Consider the following 23779-nt stretch of genomic DNA (forward strand, 5'->3'; position numbering starts at 1 on the left):
TACATCCACTGCAGGCAAGGCACTTTTCTTACACCCCCATTATATCGCAGTTTTTAAAAATATACAACAAAAATTATCAACTATTTATAATTTTTTTATTGTATATAACAATTGCTCTCAATAGTACAAAAAAGAGGCCGGAATGAATATTCCGGCCTCTTTTGGCAATTTTATTCTCGATTACGGAACGGGAACTTCTGCGGGGATGGGGCAAACGTATTTCTTGTCGCCCATCACCTGTTTGAACTCCTCCTGGGCAGCCGCCAGGATAGAGGGGTCCTCGATGACTTTCAGGCAGAAATGCGCCATGACTTTAGAGGCGTAGATCATGCCCTTCTCGCCGATGGAGGAGCCCACGCAAGCAGTGGTCTGCCAGCTGTGGTTGACAGAACCCAAAGCATTGCAGGTGGTATTGAACATGATGCCGGGCACGATGTACTGGACATCGCCGACGTCATAGGAGCCATAGCTGTTGAAGGGGACGTTAGGCAGCAGGCCCTCATGCAGCTCGGTGCCTTCGGGCAGGTTCCAAGCTTTGCGCTGGGTCTCATACTGCTTGGGGGTAGCGGAGTTGATCTCGTGGGCAAAAGCCTTCTCCTCTTCGGTGAACGCCTCTTTGGGGGTGTTGCCCATGACATCGTACAGAACTTTTGCAAACACCTGGTTGTTCAGGGTGGGGTAGCAGCCGCCCAGGTACTCGATCTCCAGTTCGGTCTCAGTCATCATAGCAGCGCCTTTGGCGACCTTGAGCAGTCTCTCATACACATCGACGACAGCCTCTCTGGTCAGGGCGCGAACCATGTACCAGGTGGAAGCCTTATCGGGGACGATATTGGGGGCGGTGCCGCCTTCCAGGATAATGTAATGGATGCGGACGTCGCTGGTGACATGCTCACGCAGGTACTGAGCACCTACGTTGCACAGCTCAACAGCATCCAGGGCGGAACGGCCGTTGTGGGGATCGCCGCCAGCATGGGCAGTTCTGCCCTTAAAGTGGAATTTCACCGAGTTGATACCCACTGCGCTGCCGCAGAGGACTTGGTTGGCTTTGCCGGGGTGGAAAGCGATGCACATATCAAGGCAATCGAAAGCGCCGCCGCGGGCCATAAAGGGCTTGCCGGTCAGAACTTCCTCTGCGGGGCAGCCGTAGAACACCACAGTGCCGGGCAGATTCTTGGCTTCCATCTCCGCTTTCAGGCCGATGGCTCCGCCCAGGTGGGCAACACCCAGCAGGTTGTGGCCACAGCCCTGGCCATAAGCCTGGCCCTCGATGGGCTCTTTGTGGGTGCTGTGGGTCTGGCTCATGCCGGGCAGAGCGTCGTATTCGCCCAGAAGGCCGATCACCGGGTGGCCAGAGCCCCAGGTGGCTTTGATAGCGGTGGGAATGCCGGCAACACCGATTTCCACATCGAATCCAGCGTCTTTCAGGACGTCGGCAGTCCACTGGCAAGCTTTAAACTCGCGATAGGGGCCCTCGGGATTTTCCCAAATATTTTTTTCAACCTCAACCAATTTGGCACGGTTGTCTTCGATTGCTTTATAAGCAATTTCACCGATCATATTTTTTCCCTCCATATGGTATTTGTTTGTAGGAGCAAGGCCCGGATGCCAAGGCGTGGCCATACTGTGATTCAGAGATGAATCGTTGGGCGTTATTCCCCTACAGGGACAGCCCCGTATTTATGGCGCATCCGCCCTTCGGCAGGGGGACTTGAATACCCGTCCATTATAGCCGATCCTATACAAGATTACAAGGAACAAGGGGTGAAAATTTGTGCCCTTTTTCTATTTTTGTGAAAAGCAGACATTTTCAAACAATATTTTTCGGCTGCCAAAATGGGGAAAATTTTACTGTTTTCTCTTGAAATACACATTTAAAATGCCCCTGCCAAAGCAGGGGCAAAATATTTTTACATTTTGCCTATACAACTATACCCTCAGCTAACATTGAGATTTATTCCTATTTGCTTTATTCTCCCTACATCTGTACTTCCTCAGGAGACTTGGTGGCTCATCCCCGCCGGGCAAAGTCCAAAGGGTATGGCATCCGGTCCCACGCCTGGGGGCAGATATGTACAGCTTCGTCATTTCGGCGAACAGCTCCCCCATGTATAAAAAACCAAATGGATTTTCCTTCTATCGGCGCCGGGACTTTGGGGTAATCCAGGTTGCAATAGGTCAGCATAGCCTGGGGACACCGGTAGGTCAACCACTGGAAGAGGTGGCGTATTGTCCTCGGGGAATTGATCCCCGCCCCCAGCTCCAAAACACTGCGCGGCAAGTTCTTGTCCTCTTCCACAAATGCTTCGAAGGGCTTTTGCAACCACACAGCTGGCATCCGGACAAATAGGAGGATGTGCCGCGTATGGATCATCCTCCAGGGGGAGGCGAAGCAGTGTCCGGGCATTCCTATAGAGGATAGCGCGTTCAGTTTTGTCCGTTTTCTTGCCATACTGCCACCGTTTGCTTATACTATAAATTGACACTTACCAATATGTAGGGAAAGCCCCGACCAGGTGATAAAGCCGGCCGGGGTTTTCCTTTCCCCTTGGTGGGGGCTTCTTTTCCACATCTAAATACAGCTTGTCCCCGACCTGACTATCCAGGCCGGGGACGTTTTTTCTTCTGCTCACAAAGGACTCCATCCGCGCAGTATGCCCCTAGAGAGCTATGCCCTTTGGATGTAGCGTTCCTCCTATCCCTCAGGATTTGTTCGTGCCCGCCCCTGTCCTCCCCTGATTTTTGCTGATTTTATGGCTTCCCGTCCCGGCCTTCCGCACAACAAAAAAATCCCGCAAGCCCTGTATAAATCAGGATTTGCGGGATCATTCCTTGGTGGAGACGCACGGGCTCGAACCGTGGACCTCCTGCGTGTGAAGCAGGCACTCTGACCAGCTGAGCTACGCCTCCTTAGTGGAACGTTTAAAAGTATATCACTTTTTGAATGGATTGTCCATCCCTTTTTTGAAAAATTTTCAAACAAAATTTGCTCGTCAATCCATTCCCCATCCGTTATAATAGAGGGAAAGAACTCCGTTTGAAAGGCGGCATGTGTATGAACGATTCGGATCAGCGGCCCTTTGATAGCTCCCCTTCCACCTGGCGGCAATGGCTATTTTTGCAGTGGAGAGGGGCCGGTGCCTTTTTTTGTGCCCGAGTCAAAAAGGTCTTCCTCTTTACCATTTTGGGCATGGTCCTGATCACCGCCCTGACCATGGTGCTGTTGAACAACAACCAGCAGGTTTTAGCCGAGTTATGGCAGCAGGTCTCGGCCATGTTTGCGGAAAAAGAGATTGTCGAGGGCGGGGATATCTCCCTCTTGGCCCTTTTCCTCAACAATGTAAATGCGGGCGCTTTTTCCATTGGGCTGGGCATTATCCCCTTTTTGTTTCTCCCTATCTATTCCCTGTTTGTCAATGGGGTTGTGGTCGGGGTGATGGGGGCGGTGATGTTGGTTTCCGGGTTGGGGCTCCTCCCCTTTTTGGCGGGCATCCTCCCCCATGGGATCTTTGAAATCCCCGCGCTGGCACTTGGCATCTCTTTGGGAATCCGGCTGTGCCTCACCGTCATCCGGCTGATTTTTCGCAAAACCTATCCGGGGGAGTTTTTCGTCACCCTCAAAAGTATCGTCCGCCTCTTCTTTTTCTGGATGGTCCCCTTGTTTGCCGTCGCCGCCGTGATCGAAACCTACATCACTCCGGTGATTCTGCTTGCCTCGATGCCATAATCCTGGGACTTCTTCCCGCAAAATATCTGCTCCCTGCCGCCCAGGCATTGGCCAAAGGGCGCAGGGAGCGTCTTTCCTTAAGGATATAAAATTCCACCCTTGCCAAGTTGCCTTTGGCATGGTAAAATAAATACATAAAAATTATTTTGTATTTATTTGTACAAGAAAAGGAGGTGATCCAACATGCCGAAAGTCGCTTACTCTGAGCAGGAGCGGGAAAAAATCAAAGAGGAACTGATCACTACAGCGCACAACTTATTTGTAGAGCAGGGGATCCAGCATACCACTGTCGAACAGATCTACCGCCAAGTGGGAATCTCCCGAACCTTTTTCTATTCCTTTTTCCCGGCAAAGGAGGATTTGATGATCCAGGTATTCAACCGGCAGCAACCTCTAATCCTCCAACATGCAAAAAGTTTGATGGAAGATCCTCATTTGAGCTGGAGGGATGGGGTCAAGCAGTTCCTGTACGACTGCTGTTATACCAATAAGGGCCGCTTTACCATTATGACGGTGGAGGAACAGCAGACCACATTTAAACGTCTTTCCCCGGAAAAGCATCGGGCGCTGCAAGAAAAACTGCCTAGGTTCTTTTCTGACATTTTGAGGACCTTCGGCATCCATTCAGATGAAGCAACCACAAAGCTTTTGGCAAACTTGGTACTGTCGATGGTGATAGTCCACAAGGCGATCCCGGACAGCCTGCCATTCCTCTTCCCGGAGGCCGCTGACCCGATGGCCGAGTTCCAAATCGACGGGTTGGTCAATTTTATGGAATCGCTGCGGGAGCAGCAAAACGGCGCCCTTGACACATAGTCTTGATTTTCTTTGGATATTTCGCAATCTATTCTTATTACTCTCAAAAACAAATGAATCGACATAGGGGGAAATCTATTATGGGACTGTTCAGCAAACTGTTCAAAGAACCGGAAGTAGATCTGGAAAAAAGTGAGGCCAACCGCCAAAAAATGCGGGCTTTGTTCAACCACGTGGTGGAGAATGGGGATGACTACAATTTGGTGTATGGCTATACCGAGGATGTAAGCCGGTTCAATTACGGTTTTGTCCATGGAAGCAAAACCAAAATCGGCAACCTGATTGTGGGCTGGAACGAGCAGAGTGAAACCATTGTGGTGGTGCCCACCGTCCCCGATCTTTCCGGCTGCGGCGACCCCGCCTATTACCGCCGGTCGGAAATCCACAAAGCCTACCGCAACAAATACCCCACCGACGCCTTTATCATCTACCCGGACCGGAAAGGCTACATCGGCATCAATATCTACGACTGGCTGGATGACGAAAAACTGTATGTCTATGTCTCCCAAGAGGAGGCGGTAAAGGCATTTACCGACTTCTTCCTCAACCGCTTCCAAACAAAGTAAGGCGTCATGCCGTGGGGAGAAATCGGCGCTGTGCTGGCTGTTCTGGTGCTGCTGTCCACCCTCGGCCACATGTGGTTTTCCATTGTAGAGGGGGTGCTGGGCAGCCTAAAACGGCTTCTTGGCAGGCAAAGGCCAATTGTATGGCACACCCTTCCGCCGGAGCAGGAAAAGAAGGAGAATAAGGATGTTTGATATAAACGAGATCAGGAAGCGGGCCCAAGCGGCCAGCGATGCGGCATCCCGGCAGCTCAACGAATCCATGGAAAAGAGCCGGAAGATCACCGAACAGATGCAAGAAGACATGGAAGCGGCCCAAGCGGCTCGGGAGGCCGGCCAACAGCAGGACGCGGAACAGGCAGCTGCCCAGCAGCGCCAGGTGGAAATTCTCGGGCAGATGTTCAGCCCAGACGTCATGGCGCAGATGGCTGCCACCGAGGAGATGATCCAAAAGGCGGTGGATGAAAAGGTCGCGGAAGCGGCAGCCCTGGGAGTGGAAGGCATGATGAACCAGTTCTTCGGCGATGACACAGCCCTGGTGGCAGCCGCCCTGGAGACATTGGCAATGGAAGAGGAGGATCCGGAGCTGGACCAAGCCTTAGAGGAGGAACTCTACCGCATCCTAGAGGAAAAACTGGCCCAAATCGACAGGCTGCCGGAACCGGAGCCCATTGTGTATCCAAAGGGCGACCCCCGTTGGGAGCAGTTTGGCATCCTGCTCTCCGGCATCATCTCCCACCTCAACGACCACCGGTTGGACGGTATGGATGTGGAAGAACACATCCCGGTGATGGAACAGCAGATCGCCTCCTTGGTGCGCCGCTCTTGGGGCATCAGCGGAAGAGGAGAACTATTGGACACCATCCGGTATTTGGCGGAGGAGGGGTATGTCCTGCGCTGCCGCCTGTATGGCGAGGCGTCCTCCCCAGAAGCGCTGATGGAGGAGTCCGACGATGAAGAAGAGTGTGCCTCCGTCTGCCGGGGGTGGCGGTTCGCCCAGTGGTACAAACTGCGGTTTGGCCCGGAATTCCTGGTGGGCTGGGATGTGGGCCGGGCGGCCATGCTGGCACGCTGGGGCTGCTTCCTGGGCTGGATCACCGAAGGCGAGGCCCTGGGAATCTTGTGGGAACTCTCCCAAAAAGCGGCAGAAGAACTGCACAGCTGGCGCGAATTCGCAGAATCCTATCTCTTGGGGGGAATGATGTGGAAACTGCTCTGCGGCGACAGTTCCGCAGAGAGCTACCTTGGCTTTTTGGCCGACGCTGCAACCGACCTCCTGACTGGCAAAGGGGATGGCGGCCAGTGGCGGGGCTGTCCGTGGCCCGCCCCGCGGAAGATCGGCTTCCAGCCCCGCGGGTGAAATTGGTCCCGGCAACAAACCGCAGGGTACTGGGGCTTCATTCCAGTATTTGTCAAAGGGTCTCTTTTCCCTTGGATGGGCTTGGAAATTTAAAAAACAAACAGCAACATGTACATTTTCTCAAAAACTCCTTGCCTTTAAAACAGAATAATCTCGTCCTGCTGATCCATACTAAGGACGAGGTGATGGAACATGCAGAACATGAATAACCAAAACTCCCAGATGGAGCAATATTTTTGTTCACTGCCGAAATTTGTCCAGGAGTCGATGAAGCAAAGCGGCGTGGAGTTCTGCGACGTGGCGCAGATGAAAGCCTTTGTTGACAATCTCAGCAAAAAGAACTAACCGCAAAAGCGGGGCCAGTTTGGCCCCGCTTTTATCATTTGGTTTTATCTTGTTTTGGAGGGATTCCTTCCCCCGCACGCTGCCAAATCCACCGGGTTGACCTGGCAGCAGCGCCGCACCCTTGGGAAAGGGAAAATCCGTTTTGGGTTTAATGGAAGCTGATGTTCCCCTGGTCGTCTGCGGTGAGGGTCGTGGGGAGCCGTTCCTCCCTCTGGAAGGGCTGGCCCTCCATGCCTTTGATCTTCTCTTTTACCTCCGGCAGGTCGCTGTAAACCACATACCAGCCGGTCTCTTCCCCATTTTTCAGCAGCTGCTCCCCCAGTTCATAGACAGTCCCGTCCTGGAGGGTGATGCAATAAGAGAGGAAAAAACGCCGCGGCCAGTAGTGGTCGCTTTCCGACCACTCCCGCGCCAAAATGATGTGGTCCATCCAGGATAGATCCTCTTTTAACCCAGAAGTCAGGTCAAAAACAGTGAATTCCCGGGGTTTTTCCTCGGTGACCTCCACCGATTCCAGTTCCCCCTTCTCGATGGGGAACGCACCGGAAAAAGAGGACACTTCTTTGGTGAGAAACCCCCGCAGGCCATAGTCCAAAAGGCCGTCTCCGACTTGGTATGCGTTTTCCGCCGTCAAGGGGAGGTAGAGCTGGGCGATGTTTTCCGGGTGGCGGACCGTGCAAGGCTCCCCGTCCATGGATACCCCTTGGGAAGAGAACTCAAACGCCACCTTTTCCCCCTGGTGGGAGAATTCCATGGAGAACGGTTGGGATACTTCCAGCGGCTGAGGCTCCCCCTTCTCCAGCCCCAGGGAGAGGATGAAGTTGACATACTGGCGGTTTTGGCCGCCGGGGATTTGTAACCCGGTATCCTTCCGGGTGAAGAGGACGTCCCCCTCGCCGTTGCCGTACTCAATATCCCAGAAAAAGGCGGGGAAGCCGGTGACCCGGTAAGAAAAATAGTATTCCGCCGAGCCTTTGGGGAACTGAGCCTGCACCCGGACATAGTATTTCCCTTCAGCGTTGGGCAGGGCCAGCCTGCCGTCTGAATACTCCGCTTCCGGAAGGGCTGTCAACGTGCCAAAGTCATCCTCCGTCCGCCACAGGGCGACTGCGACGGTATCCGGGATGAGAGGCTCCCCCTCCGTGCTGGCAAAGGCCAGCGTGCAGACGGCGTCCCCTCCCGGCGGGACTACCGGCTCCCCACCGCCGTAAAAAAGCCACTGGAAACTGTCGGGGAAGGTGGTGGCGCGAAAACTGCCCTCATAGTCCAAGGCGGTTTGGTGGACGGGCAGTTGGATTCCTGCCTGGGAAACGGTCAGTACCGGGCCGCCCTGCACATCGCCGAACAAGGTGCTAAGCTCCCCGTAGCCGGAGGCTTCCCCATAGAGGGTCACATTTCCCTGGGTGTCCACCGACTGGGGAATCGTCGTCTGATAATGCCAGTAGGCGCCATCCTTGAGGCGGAATGTACAGGTGACAGAACCGCCGGTCTTGGGATTGGGCGGCACATCCGGGGAAAGGCGCCAGACCACCATTCCCCCCAAGCTGTCCAGGGCCGTTTGAATGGACGCCTGGTCGGAGAGACTCGTTTTTTCCTCCTTGAGCATGTTGCCATGTAGAAATTCCACCGACTCCACATCTTCGGCAGAAAAGCCCATGTCCTGCCGGAGATAATAGAGCTCCTCGGTCAGAATGCCCTCATACTCTGCGTCCTCATAAAGCTCCGCCAGCGCCGCTGGGTTCTCTGGATAACAGTCGGCCCCGTTGGCGACGATCTTCTCCTGGGAGAAGGAATAGCGGTACTCCTTCCCCTCAAAGGTGAACGACAAGGTAAAGGGATGGGAGATGTCCAGCGCATCCTCCCCTTCTTGGCAAGGGCGCAGTTCTGCACCGATCAGCACCCGCAGAATCTCCCGGAATTTATGGGGGGCAATGTCCACTGTCACCCCCAAGTCATCCCGGGTGACCTGGGGGTCCAGCGACACCAGAAGGTCGGCGTCCGCCTTCCGGTCGGCGAGGGCCTCCACCTCTTGCGGAACGGGGACCGCTTTTGTTTCAGCGCCGCCAGTGCCGCAGGCCCCCAGCACCCCGACTACAATCAGGGCGAACAGGAGTGCCGCTCCCCGAAGAAACCTTTTTTTCATAGATGTTATCCTCCTCTCCTACTCACAGCAAACCAATTACAGCACTGAGCGGTCCCGGCATCTTATCCGCTAGCGGGTACAGCCCCTGTGGAGGGCAGCCCCGCTGAACCGGCGCCAATCCCCTCTGTTATCCCAATTGTATCATCAACTGCACAGAACAGGAAGGGTTTTAAAAACATTTCTGCGCAACACCAGGGCGGCCCAGCGCGTGCCTCCTATTCTCATTGTGCAAAAAATCTCCCCTATTGTGGCACAGAAATCTGGTCCGGCTGTAATTTTTCTGCGGCGAGCTGCAAAAATCCCCCCGGCCAACCGTTGGCCAGGGGGATTTTCTCAATGGAGTGCTGTATTTTTCGGGAGGAGTTACGCCACCAATCCTTTTTCCACCAGGAACTGATGGGCCACATCTTTGGCATCCATGCCCTCAATATCCACCTTGGCGTTGAGGGCGCGCATGGTCTCCTCATCCAAGAGGCCGTCCATCTTGGCGAGGACCGGCTCCAGTTCCGGGTATTTGTCCAAAGTCTCCTGCCGCACCAGGTTGACCGCATCATAGGGCGGGAAGAATCCCACATCGTCCTCAATCAGGGTCAAACCCTGTTTTTCCAACAGGGCGTCGGTGGCAAAGGCATCGATCACATCGATCTCCCCCGCCGCAATGGCTTGGTAGCGGATGCTGCTGTCCAATCCCTTTTCCGATTGGAAGGAGGTGCCGAACCGCTCCTCTAACAAGGGTAGGCAGTCACCGCGCTGGATAAACTCCACCGTGCAGCCCAGCCGAAGCTGGGGCGCCGCCTGCATCAGCTGAGACAATGTCCGAATCTGGTATCTCTGCGCTGTGTCGGGCCGGACGCTCATCACATAGGTGTTGTTGAATCCCAAAGGCTCCGACAAGAGGATGTTGTAGTCCCGTTTGAGGAGCTCCGCCGCTTTCTCATACACCGCCTGGGGGTCGTTGGTGTCGATGGTCTCGTGGAGGTAGTTGGGCAGGATGCTACCGGTGTACTCCACAAACATGTCGATGTCCCCATTTTGGATGGCATTGAAGCAGACTACGCCGCCATTGAGGTTGAACCGCTCCTCCACCTCGATGTCGGTGTTGGATTCGATGAGGTCACTGTACATATAACCGAGGATCATCACCTCAGTGAAGTTGCTGGACCCAACCACAATTTTGTCTTTGCCCTGGCTGTCCACCGCCTCGGCCACCGAGAAACCCACTGGCAGCAGCACCAGAAGGGCGCAGAGGCCAAAGGCCACCACCTGCTCCCGGCGGCGCTTTTCCTTAGAGATGTTCTGGATCAATTCCGGCGGACGCAGACCTTCGGGGGTGATGGCGTGTTCCAGACGGCCCAACAGGAAATCAAGGCCCAAAGCCATCAGCGAGGCGGGGATAGCCCCCAGCAACACCAGGTCGATGTTTTGGGAGTTGAGCCCCAGGTTGATAAACCAACCCAGGCCCCCCGCACCGGCAAAGGCCGCAATGGTCATGGTGCCCACTGCCGCCACAGCGGAGATGCGGATGCCCGACATGATAAAAGGCAGCGCGATGGGGATTTCAATGCGCAGCAGCCGCTTCCACTTGGTCATGCCAATCCCCTTTGCCACCTCGATGGTTTTGGGGTCGATGCTCATGATGCCGGTGTATGTATTTTTGATGATAGGCAAAAGGGCATACACAATGACCATTAGGATCGCGGGTTTGGTGCCGATGCCCACAAAGGGCACCGAAAAAGCCAGCAGCGCAATACAGGGGATGGATTGCATGACGTTGGCAGCGCCGATGACCACCTGGGCCACTGGCTTGCTGCGGGTGATGAGGATGCCCACCGGGACACCGATAGCCAGGGAGATAAAAACCGCCAGCGTGGTCATATTCATGTGCTCGATGAACAGTTCCAACAGCTCAATTTTACGATCTAGGAACAGCTGTACAAACTCAGCCAATGATACCACTCCTCTCTTCTGCCGATCCCTCTGGTGTGAACTGCCTGCTCAGGATGGAGAGCATCCGCCCTTTGGTCAAGAACCCTTTCAAGTTGTTTTCCCGGTCGATAACCGGGATGATTCCGGAGCTGTTGTAGTCAATGGTGGATAAAATCTTCTTGAGGGAGGTGTCGGTAAACACCGAGATGTAGTCGTCGGAAACATAGCCGCTGATCCGGTCGTTCCCATTTTGTATTTTTTTCAGGTCGGTGATCCAGACAATGCCCTTCAGCTTCCCATCCTCTGTCACCAGTAGGCTGTCCACATTGTAATGGCCCATAATGTGAATCGCCTGCACCACCGTCCGGTCAGCAGATGCCTGCACTGGCCGTTTCAGCATGATGTCTTCTGCCTTGACAAATTCCGGGTTGCTCCACAACTTATCTTTGCCGATAAACTCCTCCACATAGTTGTTGACAGGGTGCTTCAAAATCTCCTCCGGCCGGTCGCACTGGACGATATGCCCGCTTTGGATGATGCAGATGCGGTCCGCCAGTTTGATGGCTTCATCCATGTCGTGGGTGACAAACACCACCGTTTTGTTCATCCGCTTCTGCAGTTTAAACACTTCGTCCTGCAATTCTCCCCGGGTGACCGGGTCCAAGGCGGAAAAGGGTTCATCCATCAGGATAATGGGCGGATCGGGGGCAAAAGCCCGGGCCACACCGACCCTCTGCCGCTGTCCGCCAGAGAGCTGGGATGGGTACAAATCCCGGTAGGTGCCTGGGTCCAGGGAGACCATCTCCAGCATTTCATTGACCCGGGGCAAAATCCGCTCCTTGGGAATCCCCGCCAGCTGCATGGTGAGGGCGATGTTGTCCCCAATGGTCATATGGGGGAAAAGCCCTCCTTCCTGGACCACATATCCGATCCGCCGGGGCAGGTCCACCTCTGGTATTCTTTCCACAGAGATGCCGTCGATGAGGACTTCCCCCTGGTCAATGCTATTGAGTTTGTTGATCATCTTCAACAGGGTGGTTTTGCCGCACCCGCTGGACCCAATTAAAACAAAGAATTCATCGTCCTGGATCGTGAGGCTGATGTTGGACAGCACCGGTTTGTTTTTGTATGCTTTATAGACATTTTTGAACTCGATCATTCCCATGCGCCTCCTCGCTTCGTTTTCAAAAGTATATCACACCTGATATTAAAACGATGTAAAAATATTAAAAGATTGAATTAAGTTGCTGCAATAATGTGAAAGACTCCATCAAATAAAGCAGGCCTCACTTCTCAATTGTGATCAAAGCGTCAACAAAGTCTAAATACAATTTTTTAGTATTGGCTGTTGGCAAAACAAAAAACCGCCCCAATTCTTGGAGCGGTTTTCCCTATGCCTTCTTCTTTTGCGGTTATCATACCCTGGCATCGCCATCGGGATACGTGGAATATCCTCCAGGTCTCTGCCATCCAATTTGGGGTGGAAAGTCTTCAACTGAACCCTCCCCCCGAACTTTGGAGCAACGCTTTTGGGGGAGGCCGAACCCGGTGCAGCTGGTCCACTTGTAATGATGTGTTCCTCCATAGATTCTCCCTCGCCCTTCACTGCGGTCTCCCGGCATTAGTCCTCCATAATGTAGTGGCGGTGCTGCCCCTTGGATTTGGATTTGTACTCAATCGCCTGGGTGGGGCATCCTGCAATGCAGGCCATACAGTGGGTACAATTCCCTTTCCAAACTGGTTTTCCGCTTGCTATGCCAATGTTGCCAAGGGGGCATCGCTGTGCGCATTTCCCGCAGGAGATACAGCTGTCTGACACAGTAAACCCCTTATCCGTCACCGCAAATTGATAGAACAAGGTGTTGACTGGCCCGCTTAATAGCTTATCCTTTGCCGAACCTGGAACAGCGGGGAAATTTTCCCCCCGCTGGATTCTCTGGGCGAGAATCTGAATCTCCGGCACGGCCTTTTCCAGAATGGCCTGGCACTCCCCCTCGCTGGGGGTTGCAAACATGGCGAGATAATTCTCCGGCATGACCACCGGGGCGAGCCCGCAAAAACGCAGCCCTTTTTCGGTACAGAGCTTTTGGGCATAGGCCGCTGCATTGCCGCAGCCCACGCCGCAGGTCAGTACGAAATACGCATTGGGATTGCCCTCAAAGTGGGCCTCGCGAATCCATTGCTCCACCACCCTTGGCATGCGCCAGGCATAGGTCGGGGTGACAAACACCAGCGGCCCATCCGATTGAAAAGAGCCCTTTGCCCCCTCTTTTAGCAGTTGGTTGATGGAAACTACCGGTTCCCCTGTGACTGCGCCAATCTCCTTGGCCGCCAATTGGCTATTGCCGGTGCCGCTGAAATAAAAAATCATAGTATTCCTCCTGTTGACATTTGCAGCCCTTTTTAATATGATACATATTGTATCATATCATTTTCCGCTGTCAACCACCTAACCTGATACAAAAAGGGGCGATTTGTTTCATGGACAAACGAAAACTGGCCAATCAACAGGTAAAAGACCGGCTGTTTACCGCACTAATGGAATTTGCTGGGCAAAAGGATCTCTCCAAGGTGACAATCACTGAGCTGATTGAAAAATCCGGGGTAGCCCGAGCCTCCTTCTATCGGAACTTTAAGTCGGCGGAGGAGATCGTCCACTATGGGATCCAGCAGCTTTCCCAGCAATACCATGATGGGAAGCCGCCTATCCCGGAAGACTTCCACAGCCGGGAGTTGATGCTTTACAAATTCCGGTTTTATCAGCAACATGCCGGCCTAATTTTAGCATTCCACCACGCAAAGGTGACCGCCTCTCTCCTGGAAATCATCACCGACTGTGAAATCGATGCCTGCGGGGATATGCCGGCCAATTCCATCAGCCGGTATGAGCTGTACTACTACGCCGGGGCGTTTTACAATATGATGCTTCATTGGCTGGAGGGTGGAACCAAGGAGAGTCCCGAAGCCATGGCCGATGAATTTTTACGCATTGCGGACGGCCTTCGTTGACTAGAAGTTCCCGCCTTTTCGGGCCTAGGGGGAAAATCCCCGGCGTCCGGCCCGCTAACCCTGGCTGCAATTTACTCCAGGACAGCAAAAAACCTCTGAACCCGCATACATACACGGTTTTCAGAGGTTTTTGTTGGTGAACCATCGGAGGCTCGAACTCCGGACCCTTTGATTAAAAGTCAAATGCTCTGCCAACTGAGCTAATGGTTCATTTATTAGCGCTTGATTATTCTATCACAATTTCACAAGCTTGTCAACAACTTTTTTTCATATTAAAAAACTTGTAAACTGCTGTCAAATTGTGTGGTTGCTTGCTGCAACGTTGATTATTATAGCAGTTCTTGCCTTGTCTGTCAACAGGTTTTGCAAATTATTTTTTCATAATTTTCCGTGACAAACTCTCGCAACCAGGGTACAATAAGGAGAGGCTTGCCTTCGCATCCCAACAGATGGGCTTCTGCTGGGCGGGCCTAGGCAATTGGCGGACGTTCATCGCCCAAGGAGGGAGTCCCATGGCCTTAACCCCCGATACCAGCGTCCAATACCTCAAGGGCGTTGGGGAGCGCCGGGCCGCGCTCTATCAAAAACTGAATATCCGCACGGTGGAAGATCTTTTGTATCACTTCCCCCGGAGCTATCTGGATTTAACCACCCCCTATCCCATCGATCAAGCGCCCCTCAACCAGGCGGCTGCTGTCCGCGGGATGGTGGTGAAGAAATCCCGGGAGCAGCATATCCGCAAAGGGCTCTCGGTGTTTAAAGTGCTGATTTCCGACGACACCGGTCTGATGAATCTTACCTTTTTCAACGCAAAATTCACAGTGGAAGCCCTCCAACTGGAGGAGGAATATCTGTTTTACGGCAAGGTGGGGGGGAATTTTCTCAAGAAGGAGATGTCCGCCCCCATGGTCATCCGCCTGGAGGAAGGAGGCAGGCTTATACCTGTTTACCCGCTGACCGCCGGCCTTTCCTCACGGATGATCGGGGCCAACGTGGCCCAAGCCCTTGCGCAGTTAGGGGAGCATTTCCCCGACCCTATCCCCGGGGAGATCCGCCGGCGCCACGGCCTTTCTGCCATCGGGTACGCCATGGAAAACATCCATCGGCCGCCTGATCCCTTCTGTGCGGAAGTTGCCAAGAGGCGGCTAATCTTTGAAGAATTGTTTTTCCTCTCCCTCGCCCTTGGCTCCTCCCGGGAGGACAAGATCCGCTATGCCGTCCCAAAGATGAAACCAATTTCCCTGGAACCCTTTTACGAATCCCTGCCCTTCACCCCCACCGAAGCCCAAAAACGGGCCATCGGGGACGCCATCCAGGATATGTGCTCCGGCACCCCGATGAACCGCCTCGTCCAAGGGGATGTGGGTTCCGGCAAGACACTGGTGGGTGCAGCAGCCGCTTATTTCGCCGTGCTGAACGGCGGGCAAGCTGCTATGATGGCCCCCACTGAAATTCTGGCAGAACAGCATTTCCGAACCCTCAACGCTATTCTCTCCCCCTTGGGGCTGAATATACAGCTGCTCACCGGCTCGATGACCGCCAAGGCCAAGCGCCTGGTCAAGGCGGGCTTACAGGACGGCTCCATCCACCTCTGCGTGGGGACCCATGCCCTCCTTTCCGACGGGGTGGAGTTTTGCAACCTGGCTCTGGTCATCACCGACGAGCAGCACCGGTTCGGGGTGGCCCAGCGGATCGCCCTATCGGAAAAAGGGCAACATGCCCACACCCTGGTCATGTCGGCCACCCCCATTCCCCGCACCCTGGCGCTGATGATCTACGGCGACCTGGATCTATCGGTCATCGACCAGCTGCCCGCAGGGCGCAAACCCATCAAGACCTATAAAATCGACAGTGAAAAACGCCAGCGGGCCTTCGGCTTTATCCGCTCCCATCTGGACCAGGGATACCAGGCGTATATCGTCTGCCCCCTCATCGAGACCGGGGAGGTGGACCTGGGCCTGAAGCCTGCTGCCGAATACGCAAAGGAACTGGCTGACGGGCCCTTTTCCGGATACCGGGTAGGGCTTCTCCACGGGAAGATGAAGGCCGCTGACAAAGAAAAGACCATGCGGGCCTTCCAATCTGGGGAGATCCAGCTCCTGGTGTCCACCACCGTCGTCGAGGTGGGGGTGGATGTGCCAAATGCGGTGATCATGATGATCGAAAACGCCGAGCGGTTCGGCCTGAGCCAGCTCCACCAGCTGCGGGGACGGGTGGGCCGGGGGCCGGTGCAGTCCCACTGTATCCTCCTTTCCGATGCGAAAAATCCAGAGACCGTAGAGCGGCTGCGGGTGCTCTGTTCCACCGGGGATGGGTTCCGCATCGCCGAGGAGGATCTGCGGCTGCGGGGCCCCGGCGATTTCTTTGGGTACCGCCAGCACGGCCTACCAGAATTAAAAATTGCCGACATGGCCTCGGATGTGTCCCTTCTCAAAACGGCCCAGGAAGAAGCCAAAGCAATTCTCGCCGCCGACCCCAAGCTGACCCTGCCCCAGCACCAGGCCATGAAGGAGCGGGTCACCCGGATTCTGCTCTCCGCTGGGGAGCGGCCCAACTAAGCGGGCCCGGAAATGCCTTTTCTTAGGAGAGACAAAAAAGCCCCCCCAGAGGATGGCTCTGGGGGGGCTAAATTTCTATTATTTATCCAGCACGCAATACTCTGCCATGTAGGCTTCCATGGCCTTTACAACGTCCTTGTACTCCTCTTTGGTCATCAGGTACTCGTGGATGTCCTCCACCGAGATGATGGAGTGGACGGTGATGCCGAACTCCTCCTTCACCTGCTGCACCGCGGTTTTGGTGGTGTCCTTGCCGATCTCGCAGCGGTTGACCGAGATAAACATATCGCTGACCGAGACATCGGCGCAGGCTTTGAGCAGAGGCATGGTCTCCCGAACCGCAGTTCCGGCGGTGATGACATCCTCCACGATGATGATGTTGTCCCCATCCTTGGGCTTGTAGCCGATCAGGCCGCCGCCCTCACCGTGGTCTTTGATCTCTTTGCGGTTGAAGAAATAGGGCTTGTCCACACCGTAGTTGCGGTACAGAGCGCCGGCTGCAGCAGTGGCCAGCGGGATTCCTTTGTATGCGGGGCCGAACATGGCGTCGAAGTTCCCACCGCAGGTCTCATGGATGCAGGTGGCATAAAAGTCGCCCAGCTTGGAGATCTGCTCGCCGGTCTTGTAGTTGCCGGTGTTGACAAAATAAGGGGTTTTTCTGCCGCTCTTGGTGATGAACTCGCCAAACCGCAGCACATCCGCACTCATCATAAACTCAATAAATTCCTTTTTTGCCGGTGTCAACATAAAAGAATCCCATCCCTTTTTCCTAGATTGGTTTGAAGCCGGAAGGAGGGCTTTTCTGCCCCTCTGTTCCAACCTGGCCGCAAATTTCCGATAGTATACCACATTTTTCTTCAAAAAGCAACTGCTCTTCCCTATTTTCCGCAGGTTTTTGAGGATTTCCGGTAGGTTGGGCAGGATACCCTTGCCTTTTTCCCTATAAATTTTGCCATCCTGACGCAAAAAGCCCCAAGGGGAAAGCTCCCCCCAGGGCTTTTTATTTTCATTATTCCACCGAGATAATGTAGTAATAAACCGGCTGGCCGCCGTTGACCAAAGCGATCTCAATCTCCTCCGGGAGCTTCGCCCGCAGGGCTTCCTCCACCTGGGCAGCCTGCTCCTCGGTGACTTCTTCGCCGTAAATCAGGGTGACAAAGCAGTTTTCCTTGTCCCCATCCTTGCGGACCAAGTTCCGAGTCAGACGGACCACCGCTTTGGAAATGTCCTTCTCCACAAAGGAGACCTTTCCATTCTCCAAGGCGAGGATTTCCCCTTCCTTGATCTTGTGGCCATCGTATTCGCTGTCCCGGGCGGCGAAGGTCACCTGGCCGGTGCCAACCTTCTCAAAGGCCTTGGTCATGCCCAGGAGGTTTTCGTTGACCCCGGTGCCAGCGTCAAACACCAGCATAGCGGATAATCCCTGCGGGATGGTCCGGGTGGGGAGCACCGCCACGTTGCGGTCGGCCAATTTGGCCGCCTGTTCCGCTGCCATAATGATGTTTTTGTTGTTGGGCAGCACAAAGACGTTCTTGGCTGGGGTCGCCTGGATGGCCGAAAGGATGTCGTCGGTGGAGGGGTTCATGGTCTGGCCCCCGCTGACAACGTTCTCGGCGCCCAAATCCAGGAAGAGCTGCCGGAGGCCCTCTCCTGCGGCCACAGCCACAAAGCCGTACTCCTGGCTGGGGTCCACCGGCTGGTAGGCAAAGGTGTTCTCCTGTGAAGCTTGGGGGGTGACCGCCGCCCGCTGGTTGGCGTGCTGCTCCCGCATGTTCTCAATCTTCATATTGGTGAGCATGCCGTATTCCAGTGCCTTCTGCAAGGCGTTGCCCGGATTGTCGGTGTGGACATGGCACTTGATGATGTCCTCGTCGTCCACCACCACCACGCTGTCGCCGATGGATTCCAAATAACTGCGCAGGGGCTGGGGGTCGGCCTCTTTGTCCGCCCGCAGCACGATGAACTCGGTACAGTAAGTGAAGGTGATCTCCCCTTCATATTCCCCGGCGGCGTTGCGCTCGTTGGGCATCTCAAACTCCGCCACCGATTTTTTCACAGTCTCCTCACCCAAGGGGATGATCTCCCCGCCGTGGAACACCTGGCCCATCCCTTCAAAAATGACGATGAGGCCCCGGCCGCCGGCATCTACCACCCCGGCTTTTTTCAGCACCGGGAGCTGCTCGGGGGTGTTCTCCAGGGCGATGCGACCCGCAGAGAGGATTTCATCCCAAATTTCCGGGACGGTGGTCTCGTCGGTGACCACTTCTGCGGCGTGTTCTGCCGCCAGCCGGGCCACGGTGAGGATGGTGCCTTCGGTGGGTTTCATCACCGCTTTGTAGGCGGCCTCCACCCCCAGGGAAAGGGCCTCTACCAAATCCTTGGCGCCGGCGGTCTCTTTGCCGGCCAGGCCCTTAGAAAAGCCCCGGAACAACAGCGACAGGATGACGCCGGAGTTCCCCCGGGCACCCCGCAGCAAAGCGGAAGCAGCGGTCTGGGCCACCTCCCCCACCGGGGTGTTGTCGGCCAGGCGGGCGACCTCCCGCTTGGCGGCGCCGATGGTCATGGACATGTTGGTGCCGGTGTCTCCATCCGGCACTGGGAAGACGTTCAGCGCGTCTACCGACTGTTTCAAATTGGCGATATTATTGGCCCCGGAGACAAAGGCATCCCGAAGCATCAAACCATGTATCACGTTCAATCAACTCTCCCTTATCTGGCTGCCCCCAACAAAATCTGGGCGCATTCCACTAGAATACTACTCAGATTTCATTCCGTCAACAAATACATCCACTTTTTCCACCTCAAGGCCGGTGGCCTCCTCTACGGTGTAGCGGACTTTGTTCACGATGCTTTTGACAATGGCGGCAATGTTGACGCCATAGGTCACTACAATGTGAAGCTCAATGGACAGGCGGCCTCCGATGGTTTTCACCTTGACCCCTTTATCGGCCACATCCTGGCGGTTGAGGGCGGAACGGATCCCCTGGGTGGGGTCGCTGAACACCATGCCGGAAACACCGAAGCACTCGGATGCGGCATGGCCCACCAGATTGGCAAAATACTCCTGGGAGATTTCAATGGTTCCCAGGTGGTTTTCCAGTTTTATCATAAATAGCCCCTCCTTATTTGAAATAGAGCAACAAATTTGCGCAGAAGCAAGGGCGCCAAAGCTACCCATACAGTATAGATTTTACCAGGTTTCCATGAAATTAACAATATATTTTCGCGATTGCATCGGAAAATCACAAATTTCCCAGCACTTTTTCCCATCAGCAAGGCGGCCTTGTCAATCCCGCGGGGCTGAGCGCTGCACCTTCGCCTGGTTTCCAAAGGGCATCCCCCGCCTCTCTGCCCGAAGCCGACCTTGGGGAAGCTGTGCCGGTGGGAGCCAAAGGCGCTCACAAGGGCCTTCTACCTTTGCTCCTGGCTGGCGGAAACCTCTTCTCCCCTGGGCTGGATGCGGTAAAAAACATCCTGCTCGGTGGCGGTGACCTCTGCGGGGAAATCCCGGGAGAAGGCAACCATGCCGCTGCGGTAAGCCAAGGGCACAAAGGGGAGCTCCTCTTCAAAAGCCTCCACCAGCCCCTGGGTGGAACCGGTCCCGGTGCGGAACCCCTGGTAAGCGGCCAGCAGCTCCGGGCTGATATCCATGCTGGCGGAGAAACCGCTGCCACTGAAAAAAGGAGTGAGGTCAAAATTGTCCTCCAGCTTCACTTCCCCCACATAGAGGTCGTATTCCCCCCGTAGAATCCGCAGGCGGTAACTCTCATAATCCAGCGTTTCCACCTTCACGTCGATACCTGCCGAGCTCAGGTATTCCTTCATCCGCTGGGCGATGGTAATCCGGGCAGCATTCTCCTCGTTTACCACCAAATTCAAGGTGATGCGGCGGCCGTTACTCATCCGGTAGCCTTCCCCATCCCGGTCCAGATACCCCAGTTCGTCCAGGAGGGCGGCCGCAGCGGCGGTGTCCCGGCGGTTCTCCAACGAGAGATCGGAAAGCTCATGGAACGCGGGGTTGAGCACCGTCTTAGCCTCCTGGGCGTGGCCAGAATAAGCCCGCTGGAGCAGGTCGGAGTAGTCGATGGCCGCCCCGATGGCCCGGCGGAACCGGGCGTCCTGGAAAAAGGTGCGGTTGGCGTTCATCCCCAGGTAGACCAGGTTGTTCATCGCCACTGGCACATTGGCAGAGCCGATGCTGTATTCCTCGGTAGAAGAGAGGTGCAAAAACAGGTAGTCAATCAGCCCAACGTCTACACTATAGGCCAGGGCGGAGTCGTCAGTGATGGAGACCAGGTGGATTTCGTTTACCAACGGGCTGCCGGAAAAGTGGCTTTCGTTGGCGGTGAGGGTATACTCCCCCTCCTCCTGCCGGAGCCGGTACCGGCCAGTTCCCTCCACCCCTTTGGCCACCCCGGAGCCGGTGAGCAGCGAGCCGCTTTTTACAATGGGGAAGGTCAAAAGGTTCTCCGCCAGGCGGTCAGCAGAAGCCAGCTGAAACACCACGGTGCCGTCTTCTGCGGCGGCACAGGAGGTGAATGGGGAAAGCTGGCTTTGGTACAGGCTGCTGGCCCGCGCCTGCTCAAAGGAGTAGACCACATCGGCGGCAGTGAGGCTGGAGCCGTCGCTGAACCGGGCATCGCCCCGCAGGGACACCGTCAAAGCGGAGCCGTTGTTCTGCACCGATTGGGCCAGGTAGGGCTGGGCTTCATATTCCGGGGTCAGCTTGATTAGAGGGTCAAACAGCAGGCTGGAGGCCAGCCGGTTGGCCTGGGAAAAGGCCAAGTAAGGGTTTAAACTGTCGTTTTTGTTGAAGGCGATGCGGATGGAGAATGCCTCCCCCGCCTCCTGCCGGGAGTCTGCCTCCCCTTGGGGATTCTGTCCTCTGTCTTCCCCTGGGGCGGCGGAGGCGCATCCCGCTAGGAGAAGCAGGGCCAGCAAGGCGGCAATACAACGCTTTTTCATGGGGCGATTTCCCTCCTTCCATCGATGAAAACAGGCGGAGCCAGCCAAAGCTCCGCCTGCGTGTTTTTCTTACCGGGCGCCCTTTACCGGGGCTCGACAATCAATTTGATCGCAGTCCTTTCCTCCGAATCAATCAGCACATTGGCGAAGGCAGGGACGCACACCAAGTCAATCCCCGACGGCGCCAAATAGCCCCGGGCAATGGCGACCGCCTTGACCGCCTGGTTGGATGCCCCTGCACCCACGGCCTGTACCTCCACCGAACCTTTTTCCCGGATCACTCCGGCAATGGCGCCTGCTACGGAATTTGGAATGGATTTAGCTGAGACTTTTAGTATTTCCATGATACCCCTCCTGCCCAATTGTAGCGATACGATTTAGATGTTACCTTCATCATATAGCATTCCGTGGCAAATTACAAGGGGGAATTGATTGTTTTTGACAGTTATTTTATTTCATGTCGAATGATTTTGTTTGTTTTGCCCGTTTTTTCGTTGATCTCTAACACAACTCCATGAAGGATGCAATTCTCCCTCTCGTTTTCAAACCGCACCGGCAGATGGGTCCGCAGCCGCTTGATGGCCAGGTCGGGACGCACCCCCAGCACCGAGTGCTCGGCCCCGCACATCCCCAAATCGGTGATGTAGCCGGTGCCCTGGGGCAGGACCTTTTCGTCGGCAGTCTGCACATGGGTGTGGGTGCCCACCACCGCGGTGACCCGGCCATCCAGGTAATAGGCCAGGGCCAGCTTTTCCGAGGTGGCCTCGGCGTGGAAATCCACCAGAATGTTGGGGGTTTTTACCTCCTTCAGGATGCGGTCGATGCAGTCGAAGGGGTTTTCCAGCGGCTCCATATACACCACCCCCTGCAGGTTGACCACGCAGAGCTGGTACCGCAGAAAGTCCAGGGTCAAATACCCTACCCCCGGCGCCTCCCGGTGGAAATTGGCCGGGCGGACCAGGTTTTTGCCCTCGTCAAAATACTCGTAGATCTCCCGGCGGCGCAGGGCGTGGTTGCCGGTGGTGATCACGTCCACCCCGCTGTCAAAGAGGTGTTCAGCGCTGTGTGGCAGAATGCCGTTGCCCTCGGCAGAATTCTCCCCGTTGGCGACGACCAGGTCGATCTTCTGGGCCCGCTTAAAGGCTGGGAGCTTGGCCCGGACGGCATCGCATCCCCCCTGGCCCACCACGTCGCCGATCATCAATACCCGTATCATTACACCCGCTCCTTTGCCTGTAAAATCCCTGGCCGCAGCCAGGGGCTACAGGGTTTATTATACTGTTCCCGCCCGGGGTTTGCAAAGATCCAGGCGGTTTTTTACAAAACGTTCATCATTGTTTGGGGATCCGCCCCCGCATGGGGTAAAATAGCCTGCATATCCTCCGGCAGAGGGGCAGAAAACTCCAGCCAGCCCCCGGTCACGGGATGAGGAAACCTCACCCATCCGCAGTGGAGGGCCTGCCGGGGGATGATCGCCAAATCGCCGCCATACAGGTCATCCCCGGCCAGGGGGTGGCCGATGTGAGCCATGTGCACCCGGATCTGATGGGTGCGGCCGGTGGAGAGCCTCAGCCGGAGCAGGGAATACCCCTCCCCGCGGGAGAGGACTTCCCAGTCGGTTTTGGCATACTGCCCATCTGGGGAGACCATCCGCTTGGTGTAGACCTCGTTGATCCGCCGGATAGGGGCCTCCACCGTGCCCTGGTCCTCCTCCATCCGGCCGCAGACCACGGCGAAATACGCCTTCTCCGCCGCGCCGTTCAGTTGGGAGGCAGCATGCTGGTTCTTGGCCACCAACACAATGCCAGAGGTGTCCTTGTCCAGCCGGTTCACCGGCCGGAAGCTGATGGCGAGGCCCATCTGCTGGCAGTGCCAGGCAAAGGCGTTGCCCAAGCTGTCGGTCTGGTTGCGCCGGGATTGGTGGGAGGCCATCCCCGCCGGCTTATTGTAGACCAAAAGGTCCTCGTCCTCAAAGAGGATTGGCACCTCGATGGGGGTGGCCAGGTATTCCTTAGGGTGGTCGTCGATGGTGATGCACAGTTCATCCCCGGCGTGTACCCGGTCGATGACCCGCACATGGACCCCATTGCAGCGGATGCCGTAATCGGTTTTTTTCAAGTCCACCAGCAGGCGGTTGGAGATGCCCGCCACCCCCCGCAGGTAGGAACCCACCCGGCGGCCATCCTCCTGGGGCTCCACAATATATCGAATGGTTCTCATGGCAGATTGCTCCTCTTGCCCGGCGCGGCGGGCCTATTCTTCCATTGGATGGGTTTGAATCTAAGCTTTCCCTATTGTACCAAAAGCCGCATCAAAAGGAAAGAGGGAGGCTTTTACAACTCCCGCCGGGGAATTCTTCCCCTCTCC

20 protein-coding genes and 2 tRNA genes are annotated in these 23779 nt (G+C 55.5%); 8 read left to right on the forward strand and 14 right to left on the reverse strand.

The genetic code is table 11. The features are described from left to right. Nucleotides 1-180 precede the first annotated feature (180 nt). Nucleotides 181-1560: an amidohydrolase gene (locus BQ5353_RS01935; protein WP_071427213.1), complete on the reverse strand. Its 1380-nt coding sequence runs from the start codon at nucleotides 1558-1560 to the stop codon at nucleotides 181-183. Between the two features lie 1273 nt (nucleotides 1561-2833). Continuing rightward, nucleotides 2834-2910: transfer RNA gene (locus BQ5353_RS01945), tRNA-Val, on the reverse strand. A gap of 145 nt (nucleotides 2911-3055) precedes the next feature. On the opposite strand from BQ5353_RS01945, the gene BQ5353_RS01950 reads away from it, so the two are divergent. The 6 genes from BQ5353_RS01950 (at nucleotide 3056) to BQ5353_RS12860 (ending at nucleotide 6811) form a co-directional block, all read left to right on the forward strand. Then, the gene (locus tag BQ5353_RS01950) at nucleotides 3056-3727 is read left to right on the forward strand and encodes a stage II sporulation protein M (RefSeq protein WP_071427214.1); all 672 of its coding nucleotides are present in this window, start codon (nucleotides 3056-3058) and stop codon (nucleotides 3725-3727) included. 183 nt (nucleotides 3728-3910) lie between these two features. After that, nucleotides 3911-4543 carry a TetR/AcrR family transcriptional regulator gene (locus tag BQ5353_RS01955; protein WP_054330963.1) on the forward strand — a complete coding sequence of 211 codons (633 nt, stop codon included), beginning with the start codon at nucleotides 3911-3913 and terminating at the stop codon, nucleotides 4541-4543. A gap of 80 nt (nucleotides 4544-4623) precedes the next feature. Next, nucleotides 4624-5109 (forward strand): hypothetical protein, encoded by a 486-nt coding sequence (locus BQ5353_RS01960; protein ID WP_054330962.1) that lies wholly within the window; start codon nucleotides 4624-4626, stop codon nucleotides 5107-5109. Nucleotides 5110-5115: 6 nt separating this feature from the next. Next, nucleotides 5116-5301, forward strand: a complete 186-nt coding sequence (locus tag BQ5353_RS01965) for a hypothetical protein (protein ID WP_071427215.1) — start codon at nucleotides 5116-5118, stop codon at nucleotides 5299-5301. After that, complete coding sequence (locus tag BQ5353_RS01970) at nucleotides 5294-6466, forward strand: DUF1266 domain-containing protein (RefSeq protein ID WP_071427216.1); 1173 nt, start codon at nucleotides 5294-5296, stop codon at nucleotides 6464-6466. The genes BQ5353_RS01965 and BQ5353_RS01970 overlap by 8 nt, the downstream gene beginning before the upstream one ends. 192 nt (nucleotides 6467-6658) lie before the next feature. After that, complete coding sequence (locus BQ5353_RS12860) at nucleotides 6659-6811, forward strand: hypothetical protein (RefSeq protein WP_153801613.1); 153 nt, start codon at nucleotides 6659-6661, stop codon at nucleotides 6809-6811. Nucleotides 6812-6959: 148 nt separating this feature from the next. Here BQ5353_RS12860 and BQ5353_RS01975 read toward each other — a convergent pair whose 3' ends face one another. From BQ5353_RS01975 to BQ5353_RS01990, 4 genes are all read right to left on the reverse strand, one after another. After that, nucleotides 6960-8954, reverse strand: coding sequence for a hypothetical protein (locus BQ5353_RS01975; RefSeq protein WP_071427217.1), 1995 nt, complete (start codon nucleotides 8952-8954; stop codon nucleotides 6960-6962). A gap of 363 nt (nucleotides 8955-9317) precedes the next feature. Further along, nucleotides 9318-10910 (reverse strand): ABC transporter permease/substrate-binding protein, encoded by a 1593-nt coding sequence (locus BQ5353_RS01980; RefSeq protein WP_231358519.1) that lies wholly within the window; start codon nucleotides 10908-10910, stop codon nucleotides 9318-9320. Further along, complete coding sequence (locus tag BQ5353_RS01985; protein ID WP_071427218.1) at nucleotides 10894-12039, reverse strand: ABC transporter ATP-binding protein; 1146 nt, start codon at nucleotides 12037-12039, stop codon at nucleotides 10894-10896. The genes BQ5353_RS01980 and BQ5353_RS01985 overlap by 17 nt, the downstream gene beginning before the upstream one ends. Before the next feature lie 462 nt (nucleotides 12040-12501). Continuing rightward, entirely contained in the window at nucleotides 12502-13251 is a 750-nt protein-coding gene (locus BQ5353_RS01990) for an EFR1 family ferrodoxin (RefSeq protein ID WP_054330958.1), read from the reverse strand. Between the two features lie 110 nt (nucleotides 13252-13361). Here BQ5353_RS01990 and BQ5353_RS01995 point away from each other — a divergent pair, with 110 nt between their 5' ends. Further along, nucleotides 13362-13889, forward strand: a complete 528-nt coding sequence (locus BQ5353_RS01995) for a TetR/AcrR family transcriptional regulator (RefSeq protein WP_054330957.1) — start codon at nucleotides 13362-13364, stop codon at nucleotides 13887-13889. Nucleotides 13890-14023: 134 nt separating this feature from the next. On the opposite strand, the gene BQ5353_RS02000 is transcribed toward BQ5353_RS01995, so the two are convergent. Then, nucleotides 14024-14099, reverse strand: a tRNA-Lys gene (locus tag BQ5353_RS02000). A 302-nt stretch (nucleotides 14100-14401) separates the two neighbouring features. Between BQ5353_RS02000 and recG the strand changes: the two genes are divergently transcribed. After that, complete coding sequence (recG, locus tag BQ5353_RS02005; RefSeq protein ID WP_071427219.1) at nucleotides 14402-16447, forward strand: ATP-dependent DNA helicase RecG; 2046 nt, start codon at nucleotides 14402-14404, stop codon at nucleotides 16445-16447. A 78-nt stretch (nucleotides 16448-16525) separates the two neighbouring features. On the opposite strand, the gene pyrE is transcribed toward recG, so the two are convergent. From pyrE to BQ5353_RS02040, 7 genes are all read right to left on the reverse strand, one after another. Continuing rightward, complete coding sequence (gene pyrE, locus BQ5353_RS02010; RefSeq protein WP_071428387.1) at nucleotides 16526-17194, reverse strand: orotate phosphoribosyltransferase; 669 nt, start codon at nucleotides 17192-17194, stop codon at nucleotides 16526-16528. 262 nt (nucleotides 17195-17456) lie between these two features. Then, on the reverse strand, nucleotides 17457-19139 hold the full coding sequence (locus tag BQ5353_RS02015) for a DAK2 domain-containing protein (RefSeq protein ID WP_071428388.1): 1683 nt from the start codon (nucleotides 19137-19139) through the stop codon (nucleotides 17457-17459). Nucleotides 19140-19202: 63 nt separating this feature from the next. After that, nucleotides 19203-19556 carry an Asp23/Gls24 family envelope stress response protein gene (locus tag BQ5353_RS02020; protein ID WP_054330954.1) on the reverse strand — a complete coding sequence of 118 codons (354 nt, stop codon included), beginning with the start codon at nucleotides 19554-19556 and terminating at the stop codon, nucleotides 19203-19205. Between the two features lie 302 nt (nucleotides 19557-19858). Further along, the gene (locus BQ5353_RS02025; RefSeq protein ID WP_054330953.1) at nucleotides 19859-21412 is read right to left on the reverse strand and encodes an ABC transporter substrate-binding protein; all 1554 of its coding nucleotides are present in this window, start codon (nucleotides 21410-21412) and stop codon (nucleotides 19859-19861) included. A gap of 83 nt (nucleotides 21413-21495) precedes the next feature. Beyond that, complete coding sequence (locus tag BQ5353_RS02030) at nucleotides 21496-21756, reverse strand: stage V sporulation protein S (protein WP_054330952.1); 261 nt, start codon at nucleotides 21754-21756, stop codon at nucleotides 21496-21498. Nucleotides 21757-21857: 101 nt separating this feature from the next. Beyond that, nucleotides 21858-22628 carry a TIGR00282 family metallophosphoesterase gene (locus tag BQ5353_RS02035; protein WP_207733435.1) on the reverse strand — a complete coding sequence of 257 codons (771 nt, stop codon included), beginning with the start codon at nucleotides 22626-22628 and terminating at the stop codon, nucleotides 21858-21860. 101 nt (nucleotides 22629-22729) lie between these two features. Next, nucleotides 22730-23632, reverse strand: a complete 903-nt coding sequence (locus tag BQ5353_RS02040; RefSeq protein ID WP_071427220.1) for an RluA family pseudouridine synthase — start codon at nucleotides 23630-23632, stop codon at nucleotides 22730-22732. Between the last annotated feature and the right edge of the window lie 147 nt (nucleotides 23633-23779).

The sequence above is a fragment of the Merdimmobilis hominis genome (assembly GCF_900104615.1).
GTDB lineage: Bacteria > Bacillota > Clostridia > Oscillospirales > Ruminococcaceae > Merdimmobilis > Merdimmobilis hominis.

Bases quoted from the DNA above. Each gene is read 5' to 3' on its own strand.
- BQ5353_RS01935 (WP_071427213.1), bottom strand. From the start codon at position 1,560: ATGATCGGTGAAATTGCTTATAAAGCAATCGAAGACAACCGTGCCAAA.
- BQ5353_RS01950 (WP_071427214.1), top strand. From the start codon at position 3,056: ATGAACGATTCGGATCAGCGGCCCTTTGATAGCTCCCCTTCCACCTGG.
- BQ5353_RS01955 (WP_054330963.1), top strand. From the start codon at position 3,911: ATGCCGAAAGTCGCTTACTCTGAGCAGGAGCGGGAAAAAATCAAAGAG.
- BQ5353_RS01960 (WP_054330962.1), top strand. From the start codon at position 4,624: ATGGGACTGTTCAGCAAACTGTTCAAAGAACCGGAAGTAGATCTGGAA.
- BQ5353_RS01965 (WP_071427215.1), top strand. From the start codon at position 5,116: ATGCCGTGGGGAGAAATCGGCGCTGTGCTGGCTGTTCTGGTGCTGCTG.
- BQ5353_RS01970 (WP_071427216.1), top strand. From the start codon at position 5,294: ATGTTTGATATAAACGAGATCAGGAAGCGGGCCCAAGCGGCCAGCGAT.
- BQ5353_RS12860 (WP_153801613.1), top strand. From the start codon at position 6,659: ATGCAGAACATGAATAACCAAAACTCCCAGATGGAGCAATATTTTTGT.
- BQ5353_RS01975 (WP_071427217.1), bottom strand. From the start codon at position 8,954: ATGAAAAAAAGGTTTCTTCGGGGAGCGGCACTCCTGTTCGCCCTGATT.
- BQ5353_RS01985 (WP_071427218.1), bottom strand. From the start codon at position 12,039: ATGATCGAGTTCAAAAATGTCTATAAAGCATACAAAAACAAACCGGTG.
- BQ5353_RS01990 (WP_054330958.1), bottom strand. From the start codon at position 13,251: ATGATTTTTTATTTCAGCGGCACCGGCAATAGCCAATTGGCGGCCAAG.
- BQ5353_RS01995 (WP_054330957.1), top strand. From the start codon at position 13,362: ATGGACAAACGAAAACTGGCCAATCAACAGGTAAAAGACCGGCTGTTT.
- recG (WP_071427219.1), top strand. From the start codon at position 14,402: ATGGCCTTAACCCCCGATACCAGCGTCCAATACCTCAAGGGCGTTGGG.
- pyrE (WP_071428387.1), bottom strand. From the start codon at position 17,194: ATGTTGACACCGGCAAAAAAGGAATTTATTGAGTTTATGATGAGTGCG.
- BQ5353_RS02020 (WP_054330954.1), bottom strand. From the start codon at position 19,556: ATGATAAAACTGGAAAACCACCTGGGAACCATTGAAATCTCCCAGGAG.
- BQ5353_RS02025 (WP_054330953.1), bottom strand. From the start codon at position 21,412: ATGAAAAAGCGTTGTATTGCCGCCTTGCTGGCCCTGCTTCTCCTAGCG.
- BQ5353_RS02030 (WP_054330952.1), bottom strand. From the start codon at position 21,756: ATGGAAATACTAAAAGTCTCAGCTAAATCCATTCCAAATTCCGTAGCA.
- BQ5353_RS02035 (WP_207733435.1), bottom strand. From the start codon at position 22,628: ATGATACGGGTATTGATGATCGGCGACGTGGTGGGCCAGGGGGGATGC.
- BQ5353_RS02040 (WP_071427220.1), bottom strand. From the start codon at position 23,632: ATGAGAACCATTCGATATATTGTGGAGCCCCAGGAGGATGGCCGCCGG.